The sequence below is a fragment of the Candidatus Desulfosporosinus nitrosoreducens genome (assembly GCF_030954495.1).
In the GTDB taxonomy this organism is placed as follows: Bacteria; Bacillota; Desulfitobacteriia; order Desulfitobacteriales; family Desulfitobacteriaceae; genus Desulfosporosinus; species Desulfosporosinus nitrosoreducens.
This window is the reverse complement of the sequence record NZ_JAVHUW010000056.1, coordinates 65,845-87,389: the sequence shown is the minus strand read 5'-3', so window position 1 is coordinate 87,389 and position 21,545 is coordinate 65,845. Positions and strand designations below refer to the sequence as shown.

Below are 21,545 nucleotides of genomic sequence, written 5' to 3'. Positions count from 1 at the left end.
TCGGAATCTAAGAAAGCCAAAACGTTTGGGCGTTCTGGCGTTATTTAATAGGCGGTGATTTTTTGGGGAACGTTTTTACCAATGTTGTTGAAATAGCTAAAAGTATATGCCGATTGAAATTGGCTCCGGGAGATTGGGCCGTTGATTGTACAATGGGAAACGGAAATGATACCGCTTTTTTATGCAGCTTGGTTGGGGAAAAGGGAAAAGTTTATGCCTTTGATATCCAAGAAGACGCCGTTTTAAATACTTGTAAAAAGCTGCGGGCCTTGAATTTCCTGGAAAGAACTGAAATAATCCGGGATGGTCATCAGAATATTGATAACTACCTCAAAGAAAAGGTTAAACTGGCAATATTTAATCTTGGGTATCTCCCTGGGGGAAATCATGAGATCACAACTGAAAAAGACACTACTTTGGAGGCTGTTCGGAAATGCTTGGGGATTCTCAGGCCCAACGGCATTATTTTGCTGGTTATCTATCCCGGGCACGCCAATGGCAAAGCGGAAAAAGAGGCTTTGAAAAGTTTCACTTCCCAACTAAACCAAAAAACCTATAATGTGGCTCATATCTGTTTTACCAATCAGGTTAATAATCCGCCGGAACTTATTTGTATTGAAAAAGTTTGTTCTGAATAGTTTAGTAAAGTGTAGGCTTCAGCCGCCTGTTCAGCATAATGGTGTTCTTAAAAGTTGGGGTTGAGAGCTGAATTCTGAGCAAAAGCTGGTAAATTTGGATTCTCAATTCTGCTCTTCCCCTTAATTCGTATCTTCTTCACCAGCCAGCAGACGCTCAAGGATTTCCTGCTTAGGGGTGAGGTATAGAGTCCAGTTCTGATCGTAGATCACCATGCCGGGTTTGGCTGAATTAGGTTTTTTAAGTTGTTTAACATGGGTATAATCCACGGCGACCTGGGAAGATCCCCGGGACTGGCTGTAGTAGATGGCTAAAGCCGCGGCTTCTTCTAAAGTAGCGTCGTCAGGGAATTCTTCCCCTTCTTCAAGAGGCACCAGAACGTGGGAGCCCGGAATTTGCTTGACATGCAGCCACAAATCGTTGGGTTTGCCTTTGCGTAAGGACAGCCAATCATTTTGAGCGTTATTTTTCCCGACGTAAATAATTCTGTCCTGGCTGGAACGGTAGACCCGGGGATGAATTTTTTCCTTAGGGGATTTCAGGCTTGATTTTGCTTTGGCTTTTGCTGGGGAACGGCCCTTTTTAACCTTGGACGCCTCGTTTTTCAAATGTTTGCCGCTGAGATATCCCTGGTCAACGAGTTCAAGCTGAATTTCATTAAGCTCGGGAAGCGATGCGGCTTGTTCCAAACTGACGCGCAGGGAATCCAAATAGTTTACTTCGCTGACGGCACTTTCCTGGAGCTGTTTTGCTTTAAGCAAGGTGGCCTTTGCTTTGTTGTAAAGCTTGTAATAGCGCTGGGCATTGTCGATGGCGCTGAGATGGGGATCGAGAGGTATGATCACCGCGGAGAGCGCTGGATCATAATAATCTTCTACCGTGATTTCCGGAGACCCGGGTGGAATCCGGTGAAGATTGGCGGTGAGGAGTTCGCCCCACCTTTGATAAGCAAGGCTGGACTCGGCACTGGAAATAGCCTCGGCATAGACGTTAAGTTTTTTGCGGAAATGAGTTTGCTGTTCTTGAACGACTTTTCGCAGGGAGCCTCGTTTCGCTTCTAAGACGTTGGCGCTGAACCTGGCGGAAAAAAAGCTTTCTAGCGCCTCATTTAAAGAAGGTGCTTTTTTCAGTATTAAATCCTGGTACTGCTGAAAGGGAACAAAGGTGAAGGCGCTTGGAGAGGCTTTGAACCCGGGAGGATAATAGAGGCAGGGACTGATTTCCGGCGTGCCTTCCGGATTGCCCAGCCTTCTGTAAGCCTGAAAAAGCCGTGATAAGTCAATATCACCGCACTGGTGCAGGTAAGTATCCGCCGTTAATCCGGCTTGAATTACGATTTCCCAAGCTAATTCCGGACTGATTCCCGCGAAATGGGCCAGTAACACTTTAGTGAGCAGACGATCGAGATCGTCCGGAGAAAAAGCTTGCCGCCACCTGTCTTCGTTTTCAGTCGGAGGGATTTTTCCTTGAGAAGGAGGAGACAGGTAAGTTCGCCCCGGCAGGACTTCCCGATAACGGCTCAGGGCATGGGAATAACGTTTCAGCCCGTCGAGAATTGTCTCTGTGGCGGGGTCAACGAGGATAAGGTTGCTGTGTTTGCCCATGATTTCTAAATGAAGGTGAAGTGTAACGAGATCTCCGCGGTCGTTGTAATTTTGAATTGCAAAGGTTATGACCCGCTCCAGTTCTTTTTGATATAAGCCGACCAATTTTCCCCCCTCCAGGTGTTTGCGCAGGATCATGCAAAACATCGGAGGAGAGGGGGGATTTTTTTTGCTTTCTCCGGTAAGGTGAAAGCGCGGGGTTGTGGCGCCGGCGTTAAGTAAAAGCTTGCGGTTACCCTGAGGCAGGCGCAACTGGATGTGAATTTCTTCTTTCTCGGGTTGGAAAATTTTATCGATTCGTGCTCCTTTTAATTGAGGAGCAAGTTCATTGACTAAATAGGCAAGGGTCACACCGTCTAAAGCCATGGAGAGAACTCCTTTCATTGCACAAGTCGCTTATTAGTATAACACACTTATGCTGCCGAGGCATTTTTCAAGGCCTTTAGGAATAAGCATGTACTACGAAGCGGACAAAGCATTAAAGCCATTAGGCAAAAGGAGGAGGAGATTAATACATGCGGCAACAGGCGTGGCATGTGTTGCCTTGGCTTGACGTAGCCAAGGTGTTGGAGGTGCATCCAGGCAAAGGGTTGAGTGTCAAGGAGGTCCAGCGGAGGCTGCAAGAGATTGGCAGAAATGTCCTGGCAGCCAAGAAAGGGATTCACCCTGTTTTTCTGTTTCTGGGGCAATTTAAGGATTTTATGGTTTTGGTTTTACTGGCGGCAACGGTAGTCTCAGGGCTCTTAGGTGAAATAGCGGATGCCGTTACAATCCTGACAATTCTGATCGTCAACGCAATTCTGGGGTTTATTCAGGAGTTCCGGGCCGAGCGGTCTATGGAATCCCTGCGCTCTCTGACGGCCCCGGAAGCCCGGGTTCTGCGGGAAGGTCTTGAACAGAGGATACCTGCGGCAGACCTCGTTCCCGGGGACATCGTGCTCCTGGAAGCAGGAGATCGCATACCGGCGGACATACGCTGGATTCAAGCCGTCAATGTTCAAGTGGAAGAGTCTGCTCTAACGGGGGAATCCCATCCTGTAGGCAAAACTATTGCACCGCTCCTTGATGAACTGACACCTATGGCCGACAGGAGAAATATGGGCTATATGGGGACTTCTGTCGTCAACGGCCGGGGGGCCGGCGTTGTTGTAGCGACAGGTATGGACACAGAGATGGGGGTCATCGCCGGAATGATCCAAAGTGTGGAAGAAGAAGAGACGCCTTTGCAAAAGCGGTTGGCCGAATTGGGAAAATGGCTGGTTTTAATTAGTGTGCTGGTTTGTGTAGCGGTGGTGGTAACAGGTATTTTGCGCGGAGAAGATTTCTATAAAATGTTTTTTACAGGTGTATCATTGGCTGTAGCGGCAATTCCTGAGGGGCTGCCGGCCATCGTTACTGTGGCTTTGGCTGTGGGCGTGCAGAGGATGGTGAAGCGCCAGGCGATTATTCGCAAGCTTCCGGCAGTGGAAACTTTAGGGTGTGCGACAGTGATTTGTTCGGATAAAACGGGTACATTGACTCAGAATGAAATGACCGTGCGCCAGATATACTCGGATGGCAGGAAAGTTACGGTTTCCGGTCAGGGGTATGATCCTAAAGGGGATTTCCATGGTGCCGATCCGGAGAAAGAAAAGGACCCGCTTCATGCAGGTCTGGTGATAGCCGCACTTTGCAATAATGCTACTTTGACCAAAAAAGGAGTTAAAGTCGCGGGGCTGTTTCGTTCTAAAGGAAATGATGCTCCCTGGGGGATTGAGGGTGATCCAACAGAGGGCGCTATTCTAGTGGCGGCTGCCAAAGCAGGAATTTGGCGCGAAGTGCTGGAACGCAAACAAGAGCGGATTGGAGAATTGCCCTTCGATTCAGACCGCAAAAGAATGAGTGTGGTTTACCAGACCAAGCAGGGACGAAGGGCTTACGTCAAAGGGGCCCCGGACAAGATTGTGCAGCTCTGTCGTCAGGAATTGACCTCTGAAGGAGTCGTGGAACTATCTTCCCTGCGCAGGCAAAACATTATGCGGGCAAACGATGAAATGGCGCGGCACGCGCTGCGCGTTCTGGCCGTTGCCGAAAAGCCTTTGGCGGAATCTGAACCTCTTGGGGAACAAATTGAGCAAGAGTTAACCTTTGTCGGTCTGTTGGGAATGATTGACCCGCCGCGGTCCAGTGCTGTCAAGGCTATTAAAGTATGCAGGCGGGCGGGGATTAAGCCCGTGATGATTACCGGAGACCATCGCTTAACAGCGGAAGCTGTGGGGCATGAGCTGGGAATTCTGCGAGGAAACGGCGGTGTCATTTCAGGCGAAGAGTTGGAGAGAATGTCAGATCGGGATTTAAGTGAGCGGGTCAGAGACGTTTCCGTCTATGCCCGTGTAACTCCGAAGGACAAACTGAGAATTGTACGGGCCTTTAAAAGCCGCGGGCAAGTGGTCGCTATGACCGGCGATGGAGTTAATGATGCGCCGGCAGTCAAAGAGGCGGATATTGGAGTGGCTATGGGCATGACCGGAACAGATGTCACGAAAGAAGCCTCCTCAATGGTTTTGGGAGATGATAATTTCGCGACGATCGTGGCGGCTGTTGAAGAAGGGCGCGGAATTTATGACAACATACGGAAGTTTATTCGCTATTTGCTTTCCTGTAACTTGGGAGAAGTCTTAACTATGTTTTTAGCGACCCTTGTAGGTCTGCCGCTTCCCCTCTTGCCTATCCAGATTTTGTGGGTTAATCTCGTCACGGACGGTTTACCCGCGATGGCTTTAGGAGTGGATGGCGCGGAACCGGAGATTATGAGCCGACCGCCAAGGGTTCCGGGAGAGAGCATTTTTGCCCGGGGGCTGGCCAGTAAGATTGGGATAAGAGGAACGATGATTGGTCTGGGAACACTCTTCGTTTTTGTTGCCGCACTTTTTATGGGGGTCAATATGCTGGGGGCGCGAACAATGGCCTTTAGTACTTTGGTTTTTTCCCAGTTGTTTCATGTCTTTGATTGCCGGTCGGAAGAACGGGGCATTTTCGAAGTGGGTCTCTTTACCAATCCTTATCTGGTAGGGGCGGTACTGATCTCAACGATCATGCAGCTCAGTGTCGTATATCTGCCTCCCTTGCAGGCAATCTTTAAAACGGCCGCATTACACAGTTGGCAGTGGATTCTTATCCTCTGCGTAGCAGGCGGGCCCTCTGTGCTGATCGGGTTTGTCCGCTTGTTCAAGAGCAGTTGGCAGGGAAAAACGTCGATAGCCAAAGGATAATGTTCAGGGTCCTTGCACCATGCCGGTTATTTATAAATGTACTATGTATAACCCGCTCCGCCGTCGTGTATACTTGCTCCTAATGGTTGACCCTCTGTATTCGGCGTAGTATTCTTTTAGGAAGATAATGCGTAAGATAGGGAAAGCCGCTGCTGAGGAAGTGCTAAATCTCGTGTCGTATTCGTTAATCTTACAAAGGGAAGGGAGCAAGCACGATGGAATTTGTTAAAATGCATGGTCTGGGGAATGATTTTGTTTTCCTGGACCATTTTTCAGTTACACCAAAGGGTGAGCAGGACTACCCCGATTTAGCCAGGAAGCTTTGCCACCGTCAATTTGGCATTGGAGGAGACGGATTAGTTATAATTTTGCCTTCGCAGGTCGCGGATGCCCGCATGCGGATCATTAATTCCGATGGCTCGGAACCGGAAATGTGCGGCAATGGTATACGCTGTTTTGCGCGTTACGTTTATGATCAGGGCATTGTCCGCCATAACCCTATGCGCGTAGAAACTCTTGCCGGAGTTTTGACTTTGGGGCTTGACATTCAAGACGGACAGGTTCAAGGCGTGCGCGTGGATATGGGTGAACCCATTTTACAGGCGTGTCTCATCCCGGTCCTTGCTCAGGGAGAACCTGTGGTTGGGCAGCCTCTTGAGGTGTTGGGAGAAACCTTTCACTACACAGCGGTTTCCATGGGGAATCCGCACTGTGTCATTTTTGTGGACGATTTTTCCGCTTTGGATTTTGAGCGTTTTGGTCCGGCCCTTGAGAACCATCCTTTATTTCCACGCAAAACCAACGTGGAATTTATCCGAGTCGATTCCCCCCGGGAGATGACTATGAAAGTTTGGGAGCGGGGCGCCGGACCAACGCTGGCTTGCGGTACGGGGGCCTGCGGTTCCACAGTTGCCGCAGTTCTTAATCAGAAGACGGAACGAGCCGTGACCGTCCACCTGCCGGGAGGAGACTTGTTTATCGAATGGGGACCTGACAATCACGTTTATATGACGGGTCCCGCGGCTTATGTCTTTAAGGGTGAATGGCTGGACGCTTAGATAACCGGCACGGTTATTTTACTTACTCGCGACAATAGCTAGAGGAAGATGAGAGGTTATTTCGAATTTCTTAAAAACGATATGCGAAAGCTTAGAGAAGCATTAAAGTTTGGCAAAATACCTGGGAAATGAATTCAAAAAATAAAGGCTTAAGCTCTTGCTTAGAAATCAGATAATGAAAATCGCATCTCTTTTGAGGTGTGATTTTTGTTTATATCTATGGGTTCAGGCTGAACCAATTCGAAATTCATTTTGGAATCTGTTATAATATAGCAAAGGGGCTATATTTTAAGTATTACTTATACCAATTGGCTTCAGACGGATGTAAAGGGGTGAAAAAGCCTGGTTATTTTATTTAAACCGGGTGATATATGGCAAATAGCATGACGGGATTTGGACGCGGAGAGGCAAGTGGTTATGGCTATCAATTCACGGTGGAACTGAAAGCGGTGAATCACCGTTTCCTGGAAGTTGTCGTTCGGCTGCCGCGCAATTTTGTAGGTTTTGAAGAACGCATCCGCAAAGTTTTACAAGAAAAGTTTCAGCGGGGACGAATTGAAGTACATCTCAATGTTGTGGAATCTGAAGGAAAAATGAGATTGGCGAAGGTTGACAAAGAATTAGCACTGTCGTATGATAAGGCATTGAAGGATCTCGCCTCAGCTCTCCATACGGCGTACGATACGGATATTTACCGTTTAGTGGCTTTGCCTGAGGTAATATCCGTCCAAGAACCGGAAATTGAATTGGATACTTTGTGGGACGTATGTGCAGAGGCTTTGGGCAAAGCGGCCGATGGTTTTGGACAAATGCGCCGAATTGAAGGAGAAAAGTTAGCAAAGGATCTCCTGCAGCGATTGGATCAGTTGGCGGAGCATTTGCGCCTTATTTCGGAACGCGCGCCGCAGGTAGTGACAGACTATCAGGAACGTCTCAAGGAACGGATTCAAACGCTTTTGGGCGGAGTTGAATTGGACCCTGTCCGTTTAGCGAATGAAGTGGCTTATTTCGCGGATCGCGCATCAATCACGGAGGAACTGGTTCGCTTCGACAGTCATCTGGCCCAGAGTCGGGAGGGTTTGCGCAGCATCGGTTCCGTGGGACGCAAACTGGATTTTTTAGTTCAAGAGATGAACCGGGAGATCAATACAATCGGCTCGAAAGCTAATGATTTGAATATTGGAAAACAGGTTGTAACTGTTAAAAGCGAATTGGAAAAGGTGCGCGAACAAATTCAAAATTTAGAGTAATGGAGGATTCATTTTGGACATTAAGCTCATTAACATTGGCTTTGGCAATATTGTATCAGCCAACCGAATTATTTCGATTGTGAGTCCGGAATCTGCTCCGATCAAGCGCATTATTCAAGAAGCGCGGGATGCGGGCATGCTGATTGACGCTACTTATGGCCGGCGTACGCGTGCTGTCATTATCTGTGACAGTCATCATGTGATCTTGTCTGCAGTACAACCTGAGACTGTAGCTCACCGACTCTCCACTAAAGAGTCCAGCACTCATGTAGAAGATCCGGCGGATTAAGGTGTGCAGCGTGGAAAAGAGTCATGGGTTATTAATTGTCCTCTCGGGTCCCTCTGGGGCGGGTAAAGGAACTCTTTGCCAGGAATTACTTCGTCAAGTGCCTAATTTAAAATATTCCGTCTCTATGACGACACGTCAGCCTCGTCCGGGTGAAGTGGATGGGGTTCATTATTACTTTCGTTCGCGGGAAGACGTTGAAACTATGATTGCCGGAGATGAACTTTTGGAGTGGGCTAAGTTTTGTGACAATTACTATGGCACACCGAGATTTGCTGTGGAACAAGCCCTTAAAGATGGCCAGGATGTGATTTTAGAGATTGAAATTCAGGGCGCCTTGCAAATCAAAAAATGTTTTCCGCAAGGGGTTTTTACTTTTATTGTCCCGCCTTCACTTGATGTTCTCTCGGAACGTATACATAAACGGGGAACTGAGAGTGAGGAGGTTATTCAAAAGAGACTTGCTACCGCTATTCAGGAACTAGAGTACGTGAGTGAATACGATTATGTTGTTGTAAATGATGAAGTTCCTGTGGCTGTCGATAAATTGAAGAGCATTCTTGTTGCTGAAAAATGCCGGGTTAAGCGAAAACCCTTCATTTTTAAGGAGGAATCCTAAATGAAACAACCGTCACTTGATAGGCTAATGGGCAAAGTTGACAGCAAATATACTTTGGTGATTGTAGTTGCCAAACGTGCCCGTGCCATTATGGAAGAAGGCAAACACGAGGATCTGGCCAAAGGGGTCAAGTCCGTTAGTATATCCCTCGAAGAGATTTCCCAATCGAACAATGTCTATGAATGCATTCCCGACGAGATCGCGCCATGCTGACAGGTAAAAAAGTTCTGGTGGGAGTTTCCGGCGGAATTGCTGCCTATAAGGCTGCCGACCTTGTGAGCCGCCTGCGCAAGATGCAGGCTGAGGTTCACGTTGTCATGACAAAGTCTGCCACGGAATTTATCGCTCCCCTCACCTTGAGGAGCTTGTCGGCGAATCCGGTGCACGTAGATATGTTCGAAGAACCAAAGTTATGGAATGTTGAACATATCGCTTTAGCGGAGAAGGCGGATGTCGTGATTGTCGCTCCGGCAACGGCGAACCTTTTGGCTAAAATGGCCATAGGGCTGGCGGACGACTTTCTGTCGACGGTTCTTCTGGCGACACGTGCGCCGATTTTTGTGGCGCCGGCGATGAATCACGGGATGTATCATCATCCGGCAACCCAAAAAAATCTCAAACTTTTGCAGGAGCGCGGGGTACGCCTGATTGGGCCTGATTCCGGGTTTCAAGCCTGTGGATCTGAAGGGGATGGGCGCATGAGCCAGCCTGAAGAGATCTTACAGACCGTTCGGCGTTTTTTAGACGGTGCAAATTGTTTAAAGGGAAAAAAGGCCCTTGTAACCGCGGGTGGAACCCAAGAACCTTTAGACCCTGTTCGTTTTCTCGGCAATCGCAGCTCCGGACGGATGGGGTATGCTGTTGCCCAGGCTTTACAGGAAGCCGGTGCCGAGACTCTTTTAGTCAGTGCGCCCACAGATTTGCCAACTCCTCAGGGAGTGACCCGTGTGTCAGTGCATACGGCTTTGGAAATGCGTGATGAAGTTTTGTCACGTTTTTCAGAAATGGATGTCGTTGTCAAAGCCGCCGCGGTCGCGGATTATCGTCCGGCTGTGCAGGCGGAACAGAAGATTAAAAAAGATGGGTCAAACCGCAGCATAGAATTAGTCCCTAATCCGGACATTTTGGCTGAACTTGGACGCAAGAAAACGTCCCAGGTTTTGATTGGGTTTGCAGCTGAAACGGAAAATCTTTTGGCATACGCTCAGGAAAAAATGCTCCGCAAAAATGTTAATCTTTTAGTGGCTAATGACGTTACAAAACAAGGGGCTGGATTTGGCAGCCCTACAAATATTGTAAGTTTTCTTTTTCCTGATGGAAGAAAAATAGATTTTCCCCAGATGAGCAAGCTTGAGGTTGCTCGGTATCTCGTTACTGAGATTGCTCATCTCCTCGGGGTAGAAACAAAGGAGTGATTTGTTAATGGTGAAAAAGTTATTTACCTCAGAGTCTGTAACCGAAGGGCATCCTGATAAGATTTGCGACCAGATATCGGATGCTATACTTGATGCAATTTTTGCGCAGGACCCCAATGCTCGCGTAGCTTGTGAAACTATGGCAACAACCGGCTTAGTGCTCGTCAGCGGCGAGATTACAACAACGTGTTATGTCGATATCTCCCACGTCGTACGCGAAACGGTTCGGGAGGTTGGTTATACGCGGGCTAAATATGGTTTTGATGCGGATACCTGCGCCGTCTTGACCTCAATTGGAGAACAATCGGCGGATATTGCTTTAGGGGTAGACCAGGCTTTAGAATCAAAAACAGGGGAAATGTCCGATAGCGAGATTGAAGCCATTGGTGCCGGTGACCAGGGCATGATGTTTGGCTACGCCACTAATGAGACGGAAAGCTATATGCCGCTGCCTATTGATTTAGCCCATCGCTTGGCACGCCGCTTAACTGAGGTGCGCAAATCGGAACTTTTAAGCTATTTGCGGCCGGACGGCAAAACCCAGGTTACTGTGGAATACGAGGACAACAAGCCGGTGCGAGTTGATACGATTGTCATCTCCACACAACATCACCCGGATGTTACGCAAGAGCAAATCCGCAGGGATTTGCTGCAATATGTCGTTTATCCAACAGTTCCCAAAGAATTATTAAATGAAGAAACGAAATACTTTATTAATCCTACCGGCCGCTTTGTCATCGGGGGTCCCCAAGGGGATTGCGGCCTAACAGGACGGAAAATTATCGTAGATACCTATGGCGGCATGGCTCGGCATGGCGGCGGGGCTTTCTCGGGCAAAGATCCCACAAAGGTTGACCGTTCTGCGGCTTATGCCGCTCGCTATGTAGCCAAAAACATTGTTGCCGCAGGTTTTGCAGACCGTTGTGAGATTCAGATTGCCTATGCCATCGGAGTTGCCCGTCCTGTCTCCATTTCTGTCGAAACCTTCGGCACAGGAAAGCTGCCGGATGATAAGATCGTCGATTTGGTAATGCAGACTTTTGATCTCCGTCCGGCGGGAATTATTAAGACCTTAGACCTTCGTCGCCCGATTTACCGCCAAACGGCAGCTTATGGGCACTTTGGCAGAACTGATCTTGATCTTCCTTGGGAAAGAACCGATAAAGTGGAAGCTTTAAAGAAACTTGCGGGTTGCTAAGATTGAATATGGAAGAGGGGCTGAACATAAGAATTTATGTTCAGCCCCTTTGACGTGCCTCTATGCGGATTGTCTGCCATTTTTTAAAGCTTCCGAGTAGTTCTGGCGGTCCTCTAAGGTAAGGCTAAGGGCAATTAACGCAAGAAACCTGACCGCTTTAACTGAGAAAACTGGGCCCCCCAAAAGAATACCAGGAGGAAAACAGAAATTGCAGTTATAATTACACTCCAACTATTTGCATGCTAAAGTTTCTTGACAGAGTGTAAAATAATTAGGTATTATTATTCAAACTGTATTATAGTACAATGAGAAGTTTAGAAACAGTATCAGCAGAAAGTTAAGTAGTACTAGGTGGTCAAATTAGAGGTAAAGAGGGATGGTAGTAATGGAAAAGCAGTGGCTGGAAGGTTTGCGTAGAACGGTAGAACGGGTGTTGTCGATTCCTTATTATCGAGAGAAGTTTCGAGAATTAGGTATTCATCAAGCTGAAGACATTCGTTCTCTCCAAGATTTTCAAAGACTCCCGTTGACAACCAAAGAAGATTTGCGCCAAAATTATCCCTTTGGGCTTTTTGCGGAACCTCTGGAAAATATCGTTCGGCTTCATGCCTCTTCAGGGACTACGGGCAAGCCGACTGTGGTAGGGTATACTCAAAACGATATTAAACTTTGGTCAAGAATTGTGGCCAACGAACTGCGAAGAGTTGGTGTTACCCAAAAAGATGTTGTGCAAATCGCCTATGGATATGGGTTATTTACCGGGGGAATGGGGCTGCATTACGGCTGTGAAGAGCTGGGCGCGGTGGTTGTTCCCATTTCGGGCGGGAATACGGCACGTCAGCTCATGCTGATGCGGGACTTTGGAACGACTGTGCTGGCGTGTACTCCTTCTTATGCTTTGTATTTAGCGGAAAGCCTCGAGGAATCAGGAATTTCCCGTGAGGAGTTAAAACTCAAAATTGGGGTTTTTGGTGCTGAGCCTTGGACGGAAGGTATGAGAGAACAAATTGAAGCTAGGCTGGGTATTAAGGCCTATGATATTTATGGCCTCAGTGAAACGATGGGTCCGGGTGTGGCGATGGAATGTTCCGCTCACGATGGTTTGCACATTGACGAGCATTTTTACCCGGAAGTATTGGACAGTGAGGGAAATCCTGTCGCCGAAGGCCTTCAGGGCGAACTTGTCATTACCAGCTTGGAAAAAGAAGGGTTTCCGGTTTTGCGTTACCGTACGAAAGACTTGACGAACCTGCATTACGGCCAGTGTTCCTGCGGACAGACGGGCTGGAAAATGGAGCGGGTTTCGGCTCGTGTGGACGATATGTTGATTATCCGGGGAGTCAATGTTTTCCCCAGTCAAGTGGAAGAGGCCATTCTTTCCACAGAGGGATTTGAACCCCATTATTTGCTGGTTGTATCCCGTTCGGGAAATCTTGATCAGTTAGAAGTTCAAGTGGAAGTCAATGAAACCAGTTTCTTTGATGAAGTCCGTGAGTTAGAGGGGCGACAAGAACGTTTACAACGAAGAATTGAGGAGATTTTGGGAATTTCAGTTCGTCTTCGCCTGGTAGAACCTAAAAGTATTCCCCGGAGTGAGGGAAAAGCTGTCCGGGTTGTCGATAAACGCAGATAAGGAGGGCAAATTATGTTACAATTATCTATTTTTCTGGAGAATTCTAAAGGGCGGTTAGCTGAGGTTATCAGTCTTCTCGCAGAGCTTAAGGTCAATTTGCGGGCCCTCTCCTTAGCCGACACCAAAGATTACGGAGTCCTGCGTATCATTGTCGATGAACCTGAACGTACCACAGAAAAATTGCGCGAACGCAAAGTTGTGGTCTCTCAGACTCAAGTGTGGTTGCTTAAAGTTCCGGACCGCACCGGCGGACTGGCGGGGGTGCTTAATCAACTTGTTCAACACGATGTTGTCGTGGAATATATGTATGCTTTCGTGGAAAAGGAGAATGAACAGGCCCAGGTTGTTGTTCGAGTTCGAGACCAAGGGATTATGGAAAATGCACTGCGCAAGCTTAATCTTCCCTTACTGTAAAAATTGACTTTGAATTTAATCTAATCTAATCTAATAAAAACTAGCCCAGCAGGGTATGAAACCCTGCTGGGCTAGTTTTTAATCAAGGATCATTGCTTATTACTGAGACTAATTCAGACAAAGAGAGAATTACTTTCTTATTTTGCGGCTTGTTTAGTCTTATTTGAGACATCTTCGGTTTCATTCTTGAGAACAAGATTCAGGAAAATCCCTGCCAGAGTAGCAAACATGATGCCGTGATTTGCTAAGCCGATACCTATCGCGAATATTACTGCTGCAATAATAAGGTTTTTGTTTGAGGAAAAATCAACTTTTGCTTCGATCAAGGTGCGGAGTCCGGCTGCGCCAATCATTCCGAATAATAGGATGACTACGCCGCCCATAACCGGGGTTGGGATGGACATAATCAGTGCCTGCAAAGGGTTAAATGTGCTTAAGATAATGGCCGCAATAGCTGCAATCCAGAGATTGAGTGAGCTATATACCTTTGTAATGGCTAAGACACCAATGTTTTCCGCATAAGTTGTCAAGGGAACTCCGCCGAATAAACTGGCTATGCCTGTCGCCAAACCATTTCCCAGCACAACTTTATCGAAACCGGGGTCTTGAATAATATCTGTATGAGTGATGTTTCCGAGAATCATCATATGTCCTAAATCTTCGATTAATGTAATGAGAGCTAAAGGAGCGAAGGTGAGAATGGCCGTCACATCCAGGTGGAACGTGCCAAAGCTCTTGAAAGGTAAAACAAAGGGAGTTTTGAAAGAGGCAATAATTTTTGCCGTATCAACTAATCCCATGAAATAGGCAAGAATATATCCGGCCACAATCGCCAGAAGAACCGGTATAACTTTAGAAAACCCTTTGCCATATACACTAACTAAAGCCGCCACTGCCAGGGTAAAGACGGCAACAATCCAATTGGCACTTGCCATCTGGACTGCAGTTGGGGTTAAACTTAAGCCGATAATTGCGACAACGCTTCCTGCCACAACAGGTGGAATAAGTTTGCTGATCCACTTAGTGCCAAAGAGGCGAAGTATACAGAAAATAAGAAGGTAGGCGATACCTACAGATAAAACTCCGGCCATTGCTGAGGACAGGTTGTGCTGATCTTTAATAAACACTGTTAAGCTGGCGATGAAAGCGAAGGATGAACCAAGATAAGCGGGAACCTTGCTGCGAGTCAGAAGTAAGAAGACGATAGTTCCGATACCTGAACAAAATAAAGCTGTGGCGGGATTTAAGCCGACGAGGAAGGGAACCAAAATTGTGCTGCCCGTCATGGCGAACAAATGCTGTACTCCGAGTGGTATGGCTCTTGTTAGCGGTAATCGTTCGTTTATTTGTACTTCATTCATGTTGTCGTCCTCCTATTTACTTAATGCCCTTTTATGCGGGCATGTAAACTCTCAGGTTTACATTTTGAAGGAATTTTTTACAGTTGGTGCTCTTTGTGCACTCGTTGACAGGAAACTTGGCTGAACCTTGTGCCCGTTTAATAGCAAAGACCTGTTGACTGAGTGGGCGTGCTTGGGTAAGGGGGGGTTCTGCGGATTTGCATTTGGCCTGACATTGTCTTCCTCCTCTTTGGCATCAAAAAACCTCTTTCCTGCCCGTAAGCAAGAAAGAGGTGTCCATGTTCAAATCATGGTCCGCGTTTCCTTCTTAGTCTCACGGGACTAATTTAAAGGTAGTTTTGTTCGCTGCAAGAAGCATATCATAATTTGCTCCGGTTTGACAAGACTTTTATAGTTTGTGCCTGGCTGAGGATAAAGAAGACTTGATTCAGGTGGAGTTTTAACTCCATCTGAATCTTAGTCGCACTTATTCAGGGACTTAGCCGCTCTTAACTCACCGCTTGCAGCAGCGGAAGTCTTAGAGCGATTAGTCAGCGGATAAATTTGTTAATAAATCTTTAATTATATAAGAAGCTCGTAATATGATAAAATAAGAAAAGTTGTTCCTAGCCTTTTGTTTTGGACTTAAAAGTACTTCAAAAACAAACCTAAAGTTTGCTGAATTTTTCAGATGAGGAGTCGTCATGTTGCGCTATGCTGAAATTCTGGTGGATGTAGCTAATCGACGTTTAGACCAAAGTTATCACTATCTCGTCCCGGAACACTTTGAGCTGAAAATTGGGATGAGAGTACTGATTAATCTTCAGAATCGCAAAGTACAGGGGCTTGTCGTTGGCTTGACTTCAAATCTGCCGGAAGAACTGGAAACCATTACTCTTAAACCGATCCTGGAGATTATGGATGAGAATAGTCTTATACCGCCTGATCTGATTGAACTGGCGCAGTGGTTAGCGAAAACGACGCTTTGCTCAATTGCTCAGTGTTTACATACCGTTTGGCCGCTGCTTAAGGGCAAGATGCAAGAACGGGTGACTCTTCTTGTTTCTTTAGACGATCCTGATGTGCAGACGTTTCGCTGGCTTAATGACGATGCTTTTCGAGCTGTTGAGGTTCTTTCCCGCACACGAAATAAAGAGATTCCCCGCAATGTTTTTTTAAAACGGGCGAACATTTCCGACGGGACACTCGATCTTTTGCTCCAAAAAGGCTGGGTGCGGCAAGAAACTCGTTTCGTTTCCGCTGGGACTGGGCGGAAGCGGGAAACTAGTCTCCCAAGATCTCCGGAGGTTAAAGAAAGAACGTATGAATTATCAATTGAGCAGACGGCCGCCGTAAGAAGTGTCAGGACAGCTTTGGCGGAAGGTTTGCCTCAAACTGTCTTATTGCATGGAGTGACGGGCAGCGGAAAAACAGACGTTTACCGGGAACTTATTGCTCATGTGATCTCTCAGGGCGGAGATGCCATTCTTTTAGTACCGGAAATTTCCTTAACAACTCAGGTTGCTCGTTATTTTGAAACCCAATTTGGGGAGAATGTGATAATATTACATTCAGGTTTGCGCGCTCAGGAAAAAATGCAAGCCTGGCTTGATATTCTGACAGGGAAAAAACGGATTGTGATCGGAGCGCGCTCGGCGGTCTTTGCTCCTTTAGCGAACTTGCGGTTGATTATCTTAGATGAGGAACACGATGGCGCGTTCAAACAAGATGAGAATCCCAAATACCATGCTCGGGAGGTAGCCCGCAAAAGAATGGAGCAGTTGAAAGGGGTTGTCCTGCTGGGAAGTGCAACCCCCTCTTTAGAAGCCTATGCCGCGGCAAAATCCGGAAAAATTTGTTTGCTGACTATGAGTCAGCGCGTTGGCAAAAGTCTGCTTCCTCCCGTTGAAATAGTGGATATGAGAAAAGAACTGATGCAGGGCAACCGCAGTATGTTTTCTCACCTTTTGCAACAAAAGCTCCGGGCCTGCCTGGCCTTGGGAGAGCAGGCCATGCTCTTCTTAAACCGCCGCGGGTATTCCACCTTTGTTGTTTGCCGGGAGTGTGGCTATGTTGTAAGCTGTCCTAACTGTGACGTAGCTTTAACTTATCATAGCCAAGGGCAGGCGATGCGCTGCCATTATTGCGATCATAAGGAGCAGCCGCCCCTGACCTGCCCTAAATGCGGGAGCCGGTATATCCGTTTTTTCGGGCAAGGCACGCAAAGAGTTGAGGAGGAGCTTCAGGGCTTGCTGCCGGAGGCGTCGATTTTGCGGTTGGATTTTGATACAACGCGCACTGGGGAGGCTCATAAAACCATTTTGGAGAGATTTCGCCAGCAAAAAGCCTCCATTTTGGTCGGCACACAAATGATGGCGAAAGGGCTGGATTTTCCCAATGTCACTTTAGTAGGGGTCATTGCTGCCGATCAAATGCTTAACATGCCGGATTTTCGGGCCAAAGAGCGAACGTTTCAGCTGCTGACTCAAGTCGCCGGCAGAGCGGGGCGGAGTGAAAAGGCGGGAGATGTGGTGATCCAGACCTATTCTCCGGGAGACAGTGCGATTGAAAGAGCTGCCCGCCATGATTTTGAGGGGTTCTTTTGGGAAGAGATTCACTACCGCAAGGTCCGCAGATATCCCCCCTTTACCCATATCATTCGTGTTCTGCTTCTTCATGAACAGGAAGAACGGGTGATCAGGGGGGCAAATCATTTAGGGGCCTGCCTGCGGGAAAGAATGCAAGATCCTGAATTTGGAAATACTGATTTAGACATCCTTGGGCCGGCCCAAGCTGTTTTAGCGAGGCTTAGAAATCACTGGCGCTGGCAAGTGTCGGTCAGAGGGGTGCGTCTTGATGAACTGCGGGAGTTTTTGCATCATGGATTACGGGATTTTTTCAAAAGTTCGGCCAGCAGTGGTATTATATTAAATATTGAAGTAGATCCGCTGGCCAATTAGGCAGTGTCGTTTTCCGGTGCTGAGGAAGACAAACAGAAACAAAAGAATGATCTAAAGGAGAAAGGGGTATTACCGTGGCAGTTTATCAAATTGTAGAAATTGGTGCAGATATATTGCGGGAAAAAGCCAAAAAAGTTAAAGAGGTAAATTCTTCAATCACTAAGCTTTTGGATAATATGGTGGAGACTATGATAGCAGCGGATGGAGTGGGCTTGGCGGCACCGCAGATAGGAGTTTCCAAAAGAGTCATTGTCGTCAAAGTCGGGGATGTTCTGCTGGAACTGATTAATCCGGTGATCCTGGAGGAAGAAGGAGAGGCGGTTGCCGAGGAAGGCTGTCTCAGCATTCCTCATATGACGGGAGATGTGGTGCGCGCGGCGAAGGTTCGCGTTCAGGGCTTAAATCGTGAAGGGAAAATGCTTGATATTCAGGCGGATCGCTTAATGGCCAGAGCTTTGCAGCACGAAATTGATCATTTGGAAGGGATTCTTTTTGTCGACGTGGCTAAGAAAACCTATAGAAAGTAATTCAGTATGAGTCATAAATATGAAGCAAGAAGTACGAGATGGAGCATATTGTAGAGTATCGGAGGCACAAGTTTGGCTTAATCAGAGGCTTCTTGGTTTAGGCCCTGTGTTTCAAACCTCAAATTTCGAGCTTTGAGCTTCGCTAAAGGAGAATGGGTATGCGTATAGTTTTTATGGGTACACCTGATTTTGCGGTACCCTCTCTGCGTGCCTTGGTAAATCATGGTTATGAAGTTGTCGGGGTGTTTACTCAGCCTGACAGACCGGCAGGACGCGGGAAAAAGTTAAAGCCCAGCCCCGTTAAATCTGCGGCTGAAGAGCTGAACCTGCCGATTTTTCAGCCTGTTAAACTAAAAACTGCGGAGGAAATCCAACGCTTGCGAGAGCTATCCCCGGACTGTATCATCGTAGTCGCTTATGGACAGCTTCTCTCCAAGGAAATCTTAGACTTGCCCCCCCAAGGCTGTATTAATGTTCATGCCTCTCTGCTTCCCGCCTATCGCGGGGCGGCGCCGATTCATTGGGCTCTCATCCGTGGGGAAACGCGCACGGGGGTGACGACAATGCAAATGGATGAAGGTTTGGATACGGGGGATATTTTACTGACACGGGATGTTCCAATTTCTGAAGAAGAGACTATGGGTGAGGTTCACGATAAATTGGCATCTCTGGGAGGAGATGTCCTCATTGCTACCTTGCGTGAGCTGGAAAAAGGAACCCTAAGATCGGTTCCGCAAACCGGGGAATCCAATTATGCTCCCCTTTTAAAAAGGGAACACGAGCAGCTTAATTGGACTTCCGGGGCCGTTGAATTACATCGCCAGATTCGCGGCTTAAATCCCTGGCCGGGTGCGTTTACGGTATTTCGCGGCGAAAATCTTAAGGTCTGGCGCAGCACGGTATTCCCTTCGGAGAAAAACCAAGTAACAGAAAAAGCGGCTCCTGAGGACTGCATTCCGTCTTCAGGGCAAATTCTCGCAGTTTCGGGGGACGGGTTACTGGTTCAGACGGGGAACGGAACCCTTTGGCTTTTGGAAGTTCAACCGGCGGGGAAACGCCCCATGTCTGCACGCGATTTCTTTAACGGCCGGCATGGTCAGCTTGGAGAACAGTTCAGTTAAAGAAGCTTCAGCAAGTCAGAGGGCAATTCTTCCGGAAACCATATTTGGGATTTGAAAAGGAGGTCTGTTTTTATGTTTTGGGATCCCACCATGGTTCTTTTAATTCCCGCTATTCTATTATCCCTATATGCACAATTTAAAATTTCTTCTGCCTATAAGCATTACTCCGGGGTCCGAGCCCAGTCAGGTCTTACCGGCGCTCAGGCGGCCAGGGCAATCTTAAACAGCAACGGCCTTTATGATGTGCGGGTGGAGGCCATTTCGGGCAATCTTTCCGACCACTACGATCCGCGTTCCCGCGTCGTTAGCCTGAGCAGTGACGTGTATCATGGGAGTTCTCTGGCTTCGGTGGCGGTGGCGGCTCATGAAACCGGCCACGCTCTCCAGCATTCCGCGGGATATTTTCCCTTGCAGCTCAGGTCTTCTTTCGTTCCTGTCGCTAATTTCGGCAGCGGGGCAGGGCCGATCTTAATTCTGATTGGACTGTTTATGCCCAGTTTTGGCTGGCTTCTGCAACTGGGTATTTTAGTGTTTACCTTTGCCGTCTTATTTCAATTAATTACCTTGCCGGTGGAATTTAACGCCAGTCACAGGGCTTTAGTTCTTTTGCAGGAGGGCAGATTGCTGGGGAGCGAGGAGGTGCGCGGCGCCCGTTCGGTACTTAATGCCGCCGCTTTGACCTATGTTGCCGCAGCTTTGGCAGCGGTGCTCCAGTTAGCGCGGTTTGTCTTGATTGCCCAGGGTAGACGGGATGACTAGAGAGAGCTCACGAGAGACGGCTGTCCATATCCTGACCAGAGTTGAGGTAGAAGGGGCTTATGCTAATCTCTTATTACAAAAAACGATTGCCGGATTACCTGACCCCCGGGAACGCCAATTTGTGACGTTATTGGTGAACGGTGTGTTAAAACATAAGCTGACCTTGGATTATGCCCTGCGCCTTCATTTGAGCAAGCCGATGTCCGCTCTGCCCCATGAGGTTCGGGCGATTTTGAGAATTGGAGCTTTCCAATTGCTTTATGTTGACAAGGTTCCTCCGGCAGTAGCCGTCCATGAAAGTGTGGAGTTGACAAAACCCTTTCCCAAGTTTACGGGCTTAGTTAATGTTGTCCTGCGCAAAGTGCTGACGAAGGGCTGGGAAATTTCCTGGCCGGACCCCCGACGGGAGGCGGTACGTTATCTTTCTGTGCGTTATTCCCACCCGGAATGGATGATTCAGCGCTGGTTAAAACGCTGGGGAAGGGATGAAACCGAAGCCTTGTGTCAGGCTAACAATGCTCCTGCCCAGACTTGGATTCGGGCGAACACGCTGAAAATTTCCCGCGGGGATTTGGCGGAACAGCTTTCCCGGGAAGGAGTCGGCGTTGAACTGGGGACGAGAGTACCCGAAAGTCTAAAAATCCAAAATTTTGGGGCCATAGAGCGGCTGGAGAGTTTTCAAGCCGGCTTTTTCACAGTGCAGGATGAAAGTTCACAATTAGTCGCGCATGTCGTAGCTCCTCAGCCGGGTCAGCGTGTTCTGGATGCCTGCAGCGCCCCTGGCGGCAAAACGACGCATCTGGCCCAAATGATGTGCAATGAGGGGACGATTCTTGCCTTTGACGTTCATGCCCATAAGCTGGAGCTGATTGACCAGTTGGCCCGGAGATTAGGCATAACTTGTATAAAAACCCAATTAGGGGATGCCAGAGAACTGCCGGAGATAAAACCTTACTCCCAACAGCGGGTTTTAGTGGATGCGCCTTGTTCCGGTCTGGGGGTTCTGCGGAGACGGGCAGATCTTCGCTGGCAAAAGACGGAACAAGGTCTGCAGGAGCTGCCCGCGCTTCAGCTGGCAATTCTGGAGCGAGCCGCCTCTTGTGTTGAAGTAGGCGGAAGTTTAATCTATTCGACCTGCACTATCGAGCCGGAAGAGAACTTCGAATTAGTCAAGAAGTTCCGCTCGGCCCATCCGGAATTTGAGCTGGTGAATTTAGCTGACGACTTGCCTTTTAAACTTGAAGATGCCAGGGACCTTCAACAGGCGGCTAAGGGAATGCTCCAGCTTTTGCCTCAGCGCCACGGCACCGATGGGTTCTTTCTGGCCAAATTTCGCCGCACCGCCCCGGAAGCATAGCTTCTCCCGAGCGCAGGCCATGGACGGCCAAGTGTCCCTGAAGCCATGGACGGCGGGAAGGGACCGCAGGCCATGGACGGCCAATAAGTTTTCTTTGATACTGAAGTTTAACTGGAA

18 protein-coding genes are annotated in these 21,545 nt (G+C 48.0%); 16 read left to right on the top strand and 2 right to left on the bottom strand.

Annotated features, from left to right (window positions below; all coding sequences use genetic code 11):
- The first annotated feature begins 62 nt into the window (after positions 1-62).
- Positions 63-638, top strand: coding sequence for a tRNA 5-(aminomethyl)-2-thiouridylate-methyltransferase MnmM (mnmM, locus tag REC12_RS14190; RefSeq protein WP_308895529.1), 576 nt, complete (start codon positions 63-65; stop codon positions 636-638).
- A gap of 120 nt (positions 639-758) precedes the next feature.
- Here mnmM and REC12_RS14185 read toward each other — a convergent pair whose 3' ends face one another.
- Complete coding sequence (locus REC12_RS14185; protein WP_308895528.1) at positions 759-2,606, bottom strand: Rqc2 family fibronectin-binding protein; 1,848 nt, start codon at positions 2,604-2,606, stop codon at positions 759-761.
- A gap of 149 nt (positions 2,607-2,755) precedes the next feature.
- Here REC12_RS14185 and REC12_RS14180 point away from each other — a divergent pair, with 149 nt between their 5' ends.
- The 10 genes from REC12_RS14180 to REC12_RS14135 all read left to right on the top strand — a co-directional run bounded on the left by REC12_RS14180 (position 2,756) and on the right by REC12_RS14135 (position 13,364).
- Positions 2,756-5,491, top strand: a complete 2,736-nt coding sequence (locus tag REC12_RS14180) for a calcium-transporting P-type ATPase, PMR1-type (RefSeq protein ID WP_308895526.1) — start codon at positions 2,756-2,758, stop codon at positions 5,489-5,491.
- A gap of 215 nt (positions 5,492-5,706) precedes the next feature.
- Positions 5,707-6,549, top strand: a complete 843-nt coding sequence (gene dapF / locus REC12_RS14175; RefSeq protein WP_308895525.1) for a diaminopimelate epimerase — start codon at positions 5,707-5,709, stop codon at positions 6,547-6,549.
- 371 nt (positions 6,550-6,920) lie between these two features.
- Positions 6,921-7,799, top strand: coding sequence for a YicC/YloC family endoribonuclease (locus tag REC12_RS14170; protein WP_308895523.1), 879 nt, complete (start codon positions 6,921-6,923; stop codon positions 7,797-7,799).
- Positions 7,800-7,812: 13 nt separating this feature from the next.
- Positions 7,813-8,088, top strand: a complete 276-nt coding sequence (gene remA / locus REC12_RS14165; RefSeq protein WP_308895522.1) for an extracellular matrix/biofilm regulator RemA — start codon at positions 7,813-7,815, stop codon at positions 8,086-8,088.
- A gap of 10 nt (positions 8,089-8,098) precedes the next feature.
- Positions 8,099-8,704 carry a guanylate kinase gene (gene gmk, locus REC12_RS14160; protein WP_308895521.1) on the top strand — a complete coding sequence of 202 codons (606 nt, stop codon included), beginning with the start codon at positions 8,099-8,101 and terminating at the stop codon, positions 8,702-8,704.
- Positions 8,705-8,917 carry a DNA-directed RNA polymerase subunit omega gene (gene rpoZ, locus REC12_RS14155; RefSeq protein ID WP_308895520.1) on the top strand — a complete coding sequence of 71 codons (213 nt, stop codon included), beginning with the start codon at positions 8,705-8,707 and terminating at the stop codon, positions 8,915-8,917. It abuts the gene before it with no gap.
- The gene (gene coaBC, locus REC12_RS14150) at positions 8,911-10,119 is read left to right on the top strand and encodes a bifunctional phosphopantothenoylcysteine decarboxylase/phosphopantothenate--cysteine ligase CoaBC (RefSeq protein ID WP_308895519.1); all 1,209 of its coding nucleotides are present in this window, start codon (positions 8,911-8,913) and stop codon (positions 10,117-10,119) included. Before rpoZ ends, coaBC begins: the two co-directional genes overlap by 7 nt.
- 7 nt (positions 10,120-10,126) lie before the next feature.
- Positions 10,127-11,317, top strand: a complete 1,191-nt coding sequence (gene metK / locus REC12_RS14145) for a methionine adenosyltransferase (RefSeq protein ID WP_308895517.1) — start codon at positions 10,127-10,129, stop codon at positions 11,315-11,317.
- Positions 11,318-11,702: 385 nt separating this feature from the next.
- Positions 11,703-12,950 carry a phenylacetate--CoA ligase family protein gene (locus REC12_RS14140; RefSeq protein WP_308895547.1) on the top strand — a complete coding sequence of 416 codons (1,248 nt, stop codon included), beginning with the start codon at positions 11,703-11,705 and terminating at the stop codon, positions 12,948-12,950.
- Positions 12,951-12,962: 12 nt separating this feature from the next.
- Positions 12,963-13,364, top strand: a complete 402-nt coding sequence (locus REC12_RS14135; protein WP_308895513.1) for an ACT domain-containing protein — start codon at positions 12,963-12,965, stop codon at positions 13,362-13,364.
- A 137-nt stretch (positions 13,365-13,501) separates the two neighbouring features.
- Here the strand turns inward: REC12_RS14135 and REC12_RS14130 are convergent, their stop codons facing one another.
- Positions 13,502-14,725: a solute carrier family 23 protein gene (locus REC12_RS14130; protein ID WP_308895512.1), complete on the bottom strand. Its 1,224-nt coding sequence runs from the start codon at positions 14,723-14,725 to the stop codon at positions 13,502-13,504.
- A 683-nt stretch (positions 14,726-15,408) separates the two neighbouring features.
- Between REC12_RS14130 and priA the strand changes: the two genes are divergently transcribed.
- The 5 genes from priA (at position 15,409) to rsmB (ending at position 21,428) form a co-directional block, all read left to right on the top strand.
- Entirely contained in the window at positions 15,409-17,664 is a 2,256-nt protein-coding gene (priA, locus tag REC12_RS14125; protein WP_308895511.1) for a replication restart helicase PriA, read from the top strand.
- 74 nt (positions 17,665-17,738) lie between these two features.
- On the top strand, positions 17,739-18,191 hold the full coding sequence (def, locus tag REC12_RS14120; RefSeq protein WP_308895510.1) for a peptide deformylase: 453 nt from the start codon (positions 17,739-17,741) through the stop codon (positions 18,189-18,191).
- A 158-nt stretch (positions 18,192-18,349) separates the two neighbouring features.
- Positions 18,350-19,312, top strand: coding sequence for a methionyl-tRNA formyltransferase (gene fmt / locus REC12_RS14115; protein WP_308895508.1), 963 nt, complete (start codon positions 18,350-18,352; stop codon positions 19,310-19,312).
- A 72-nt stretch (positions 19,313-19,384) separates the two neighbouring features.
- Positions 19,385-20,071, top strand: coding sequence for a zinc metallopeptidase (locus REC12_RS14110; protein ID WP_308895506.1), 687 nt, complete (start codon positions 19,385-19,387; stop codon positions 20,069-20,071).
- Positions 20,064-21,428 carry a 16S rRNA (cytosine(967)-C(5))-methyltransferase RsmB gene (rsmB, locus tag REC12_RS14105; protein WP_308895503.1) on the top strand — a complete coding sequence of 455 codons (1,365 nt, stop codon included), beginning with the start codon at positions 20,064-20,066 and terminating at the stop codon, positions 21,426-21,428. Before REC12_RS14110 ends, rsmB begins: the two co-directional genes overlap by 8 nt.
- The last annotated feature ends 117 nt before the right edge of the window (positions 21,429-21,545 follow it).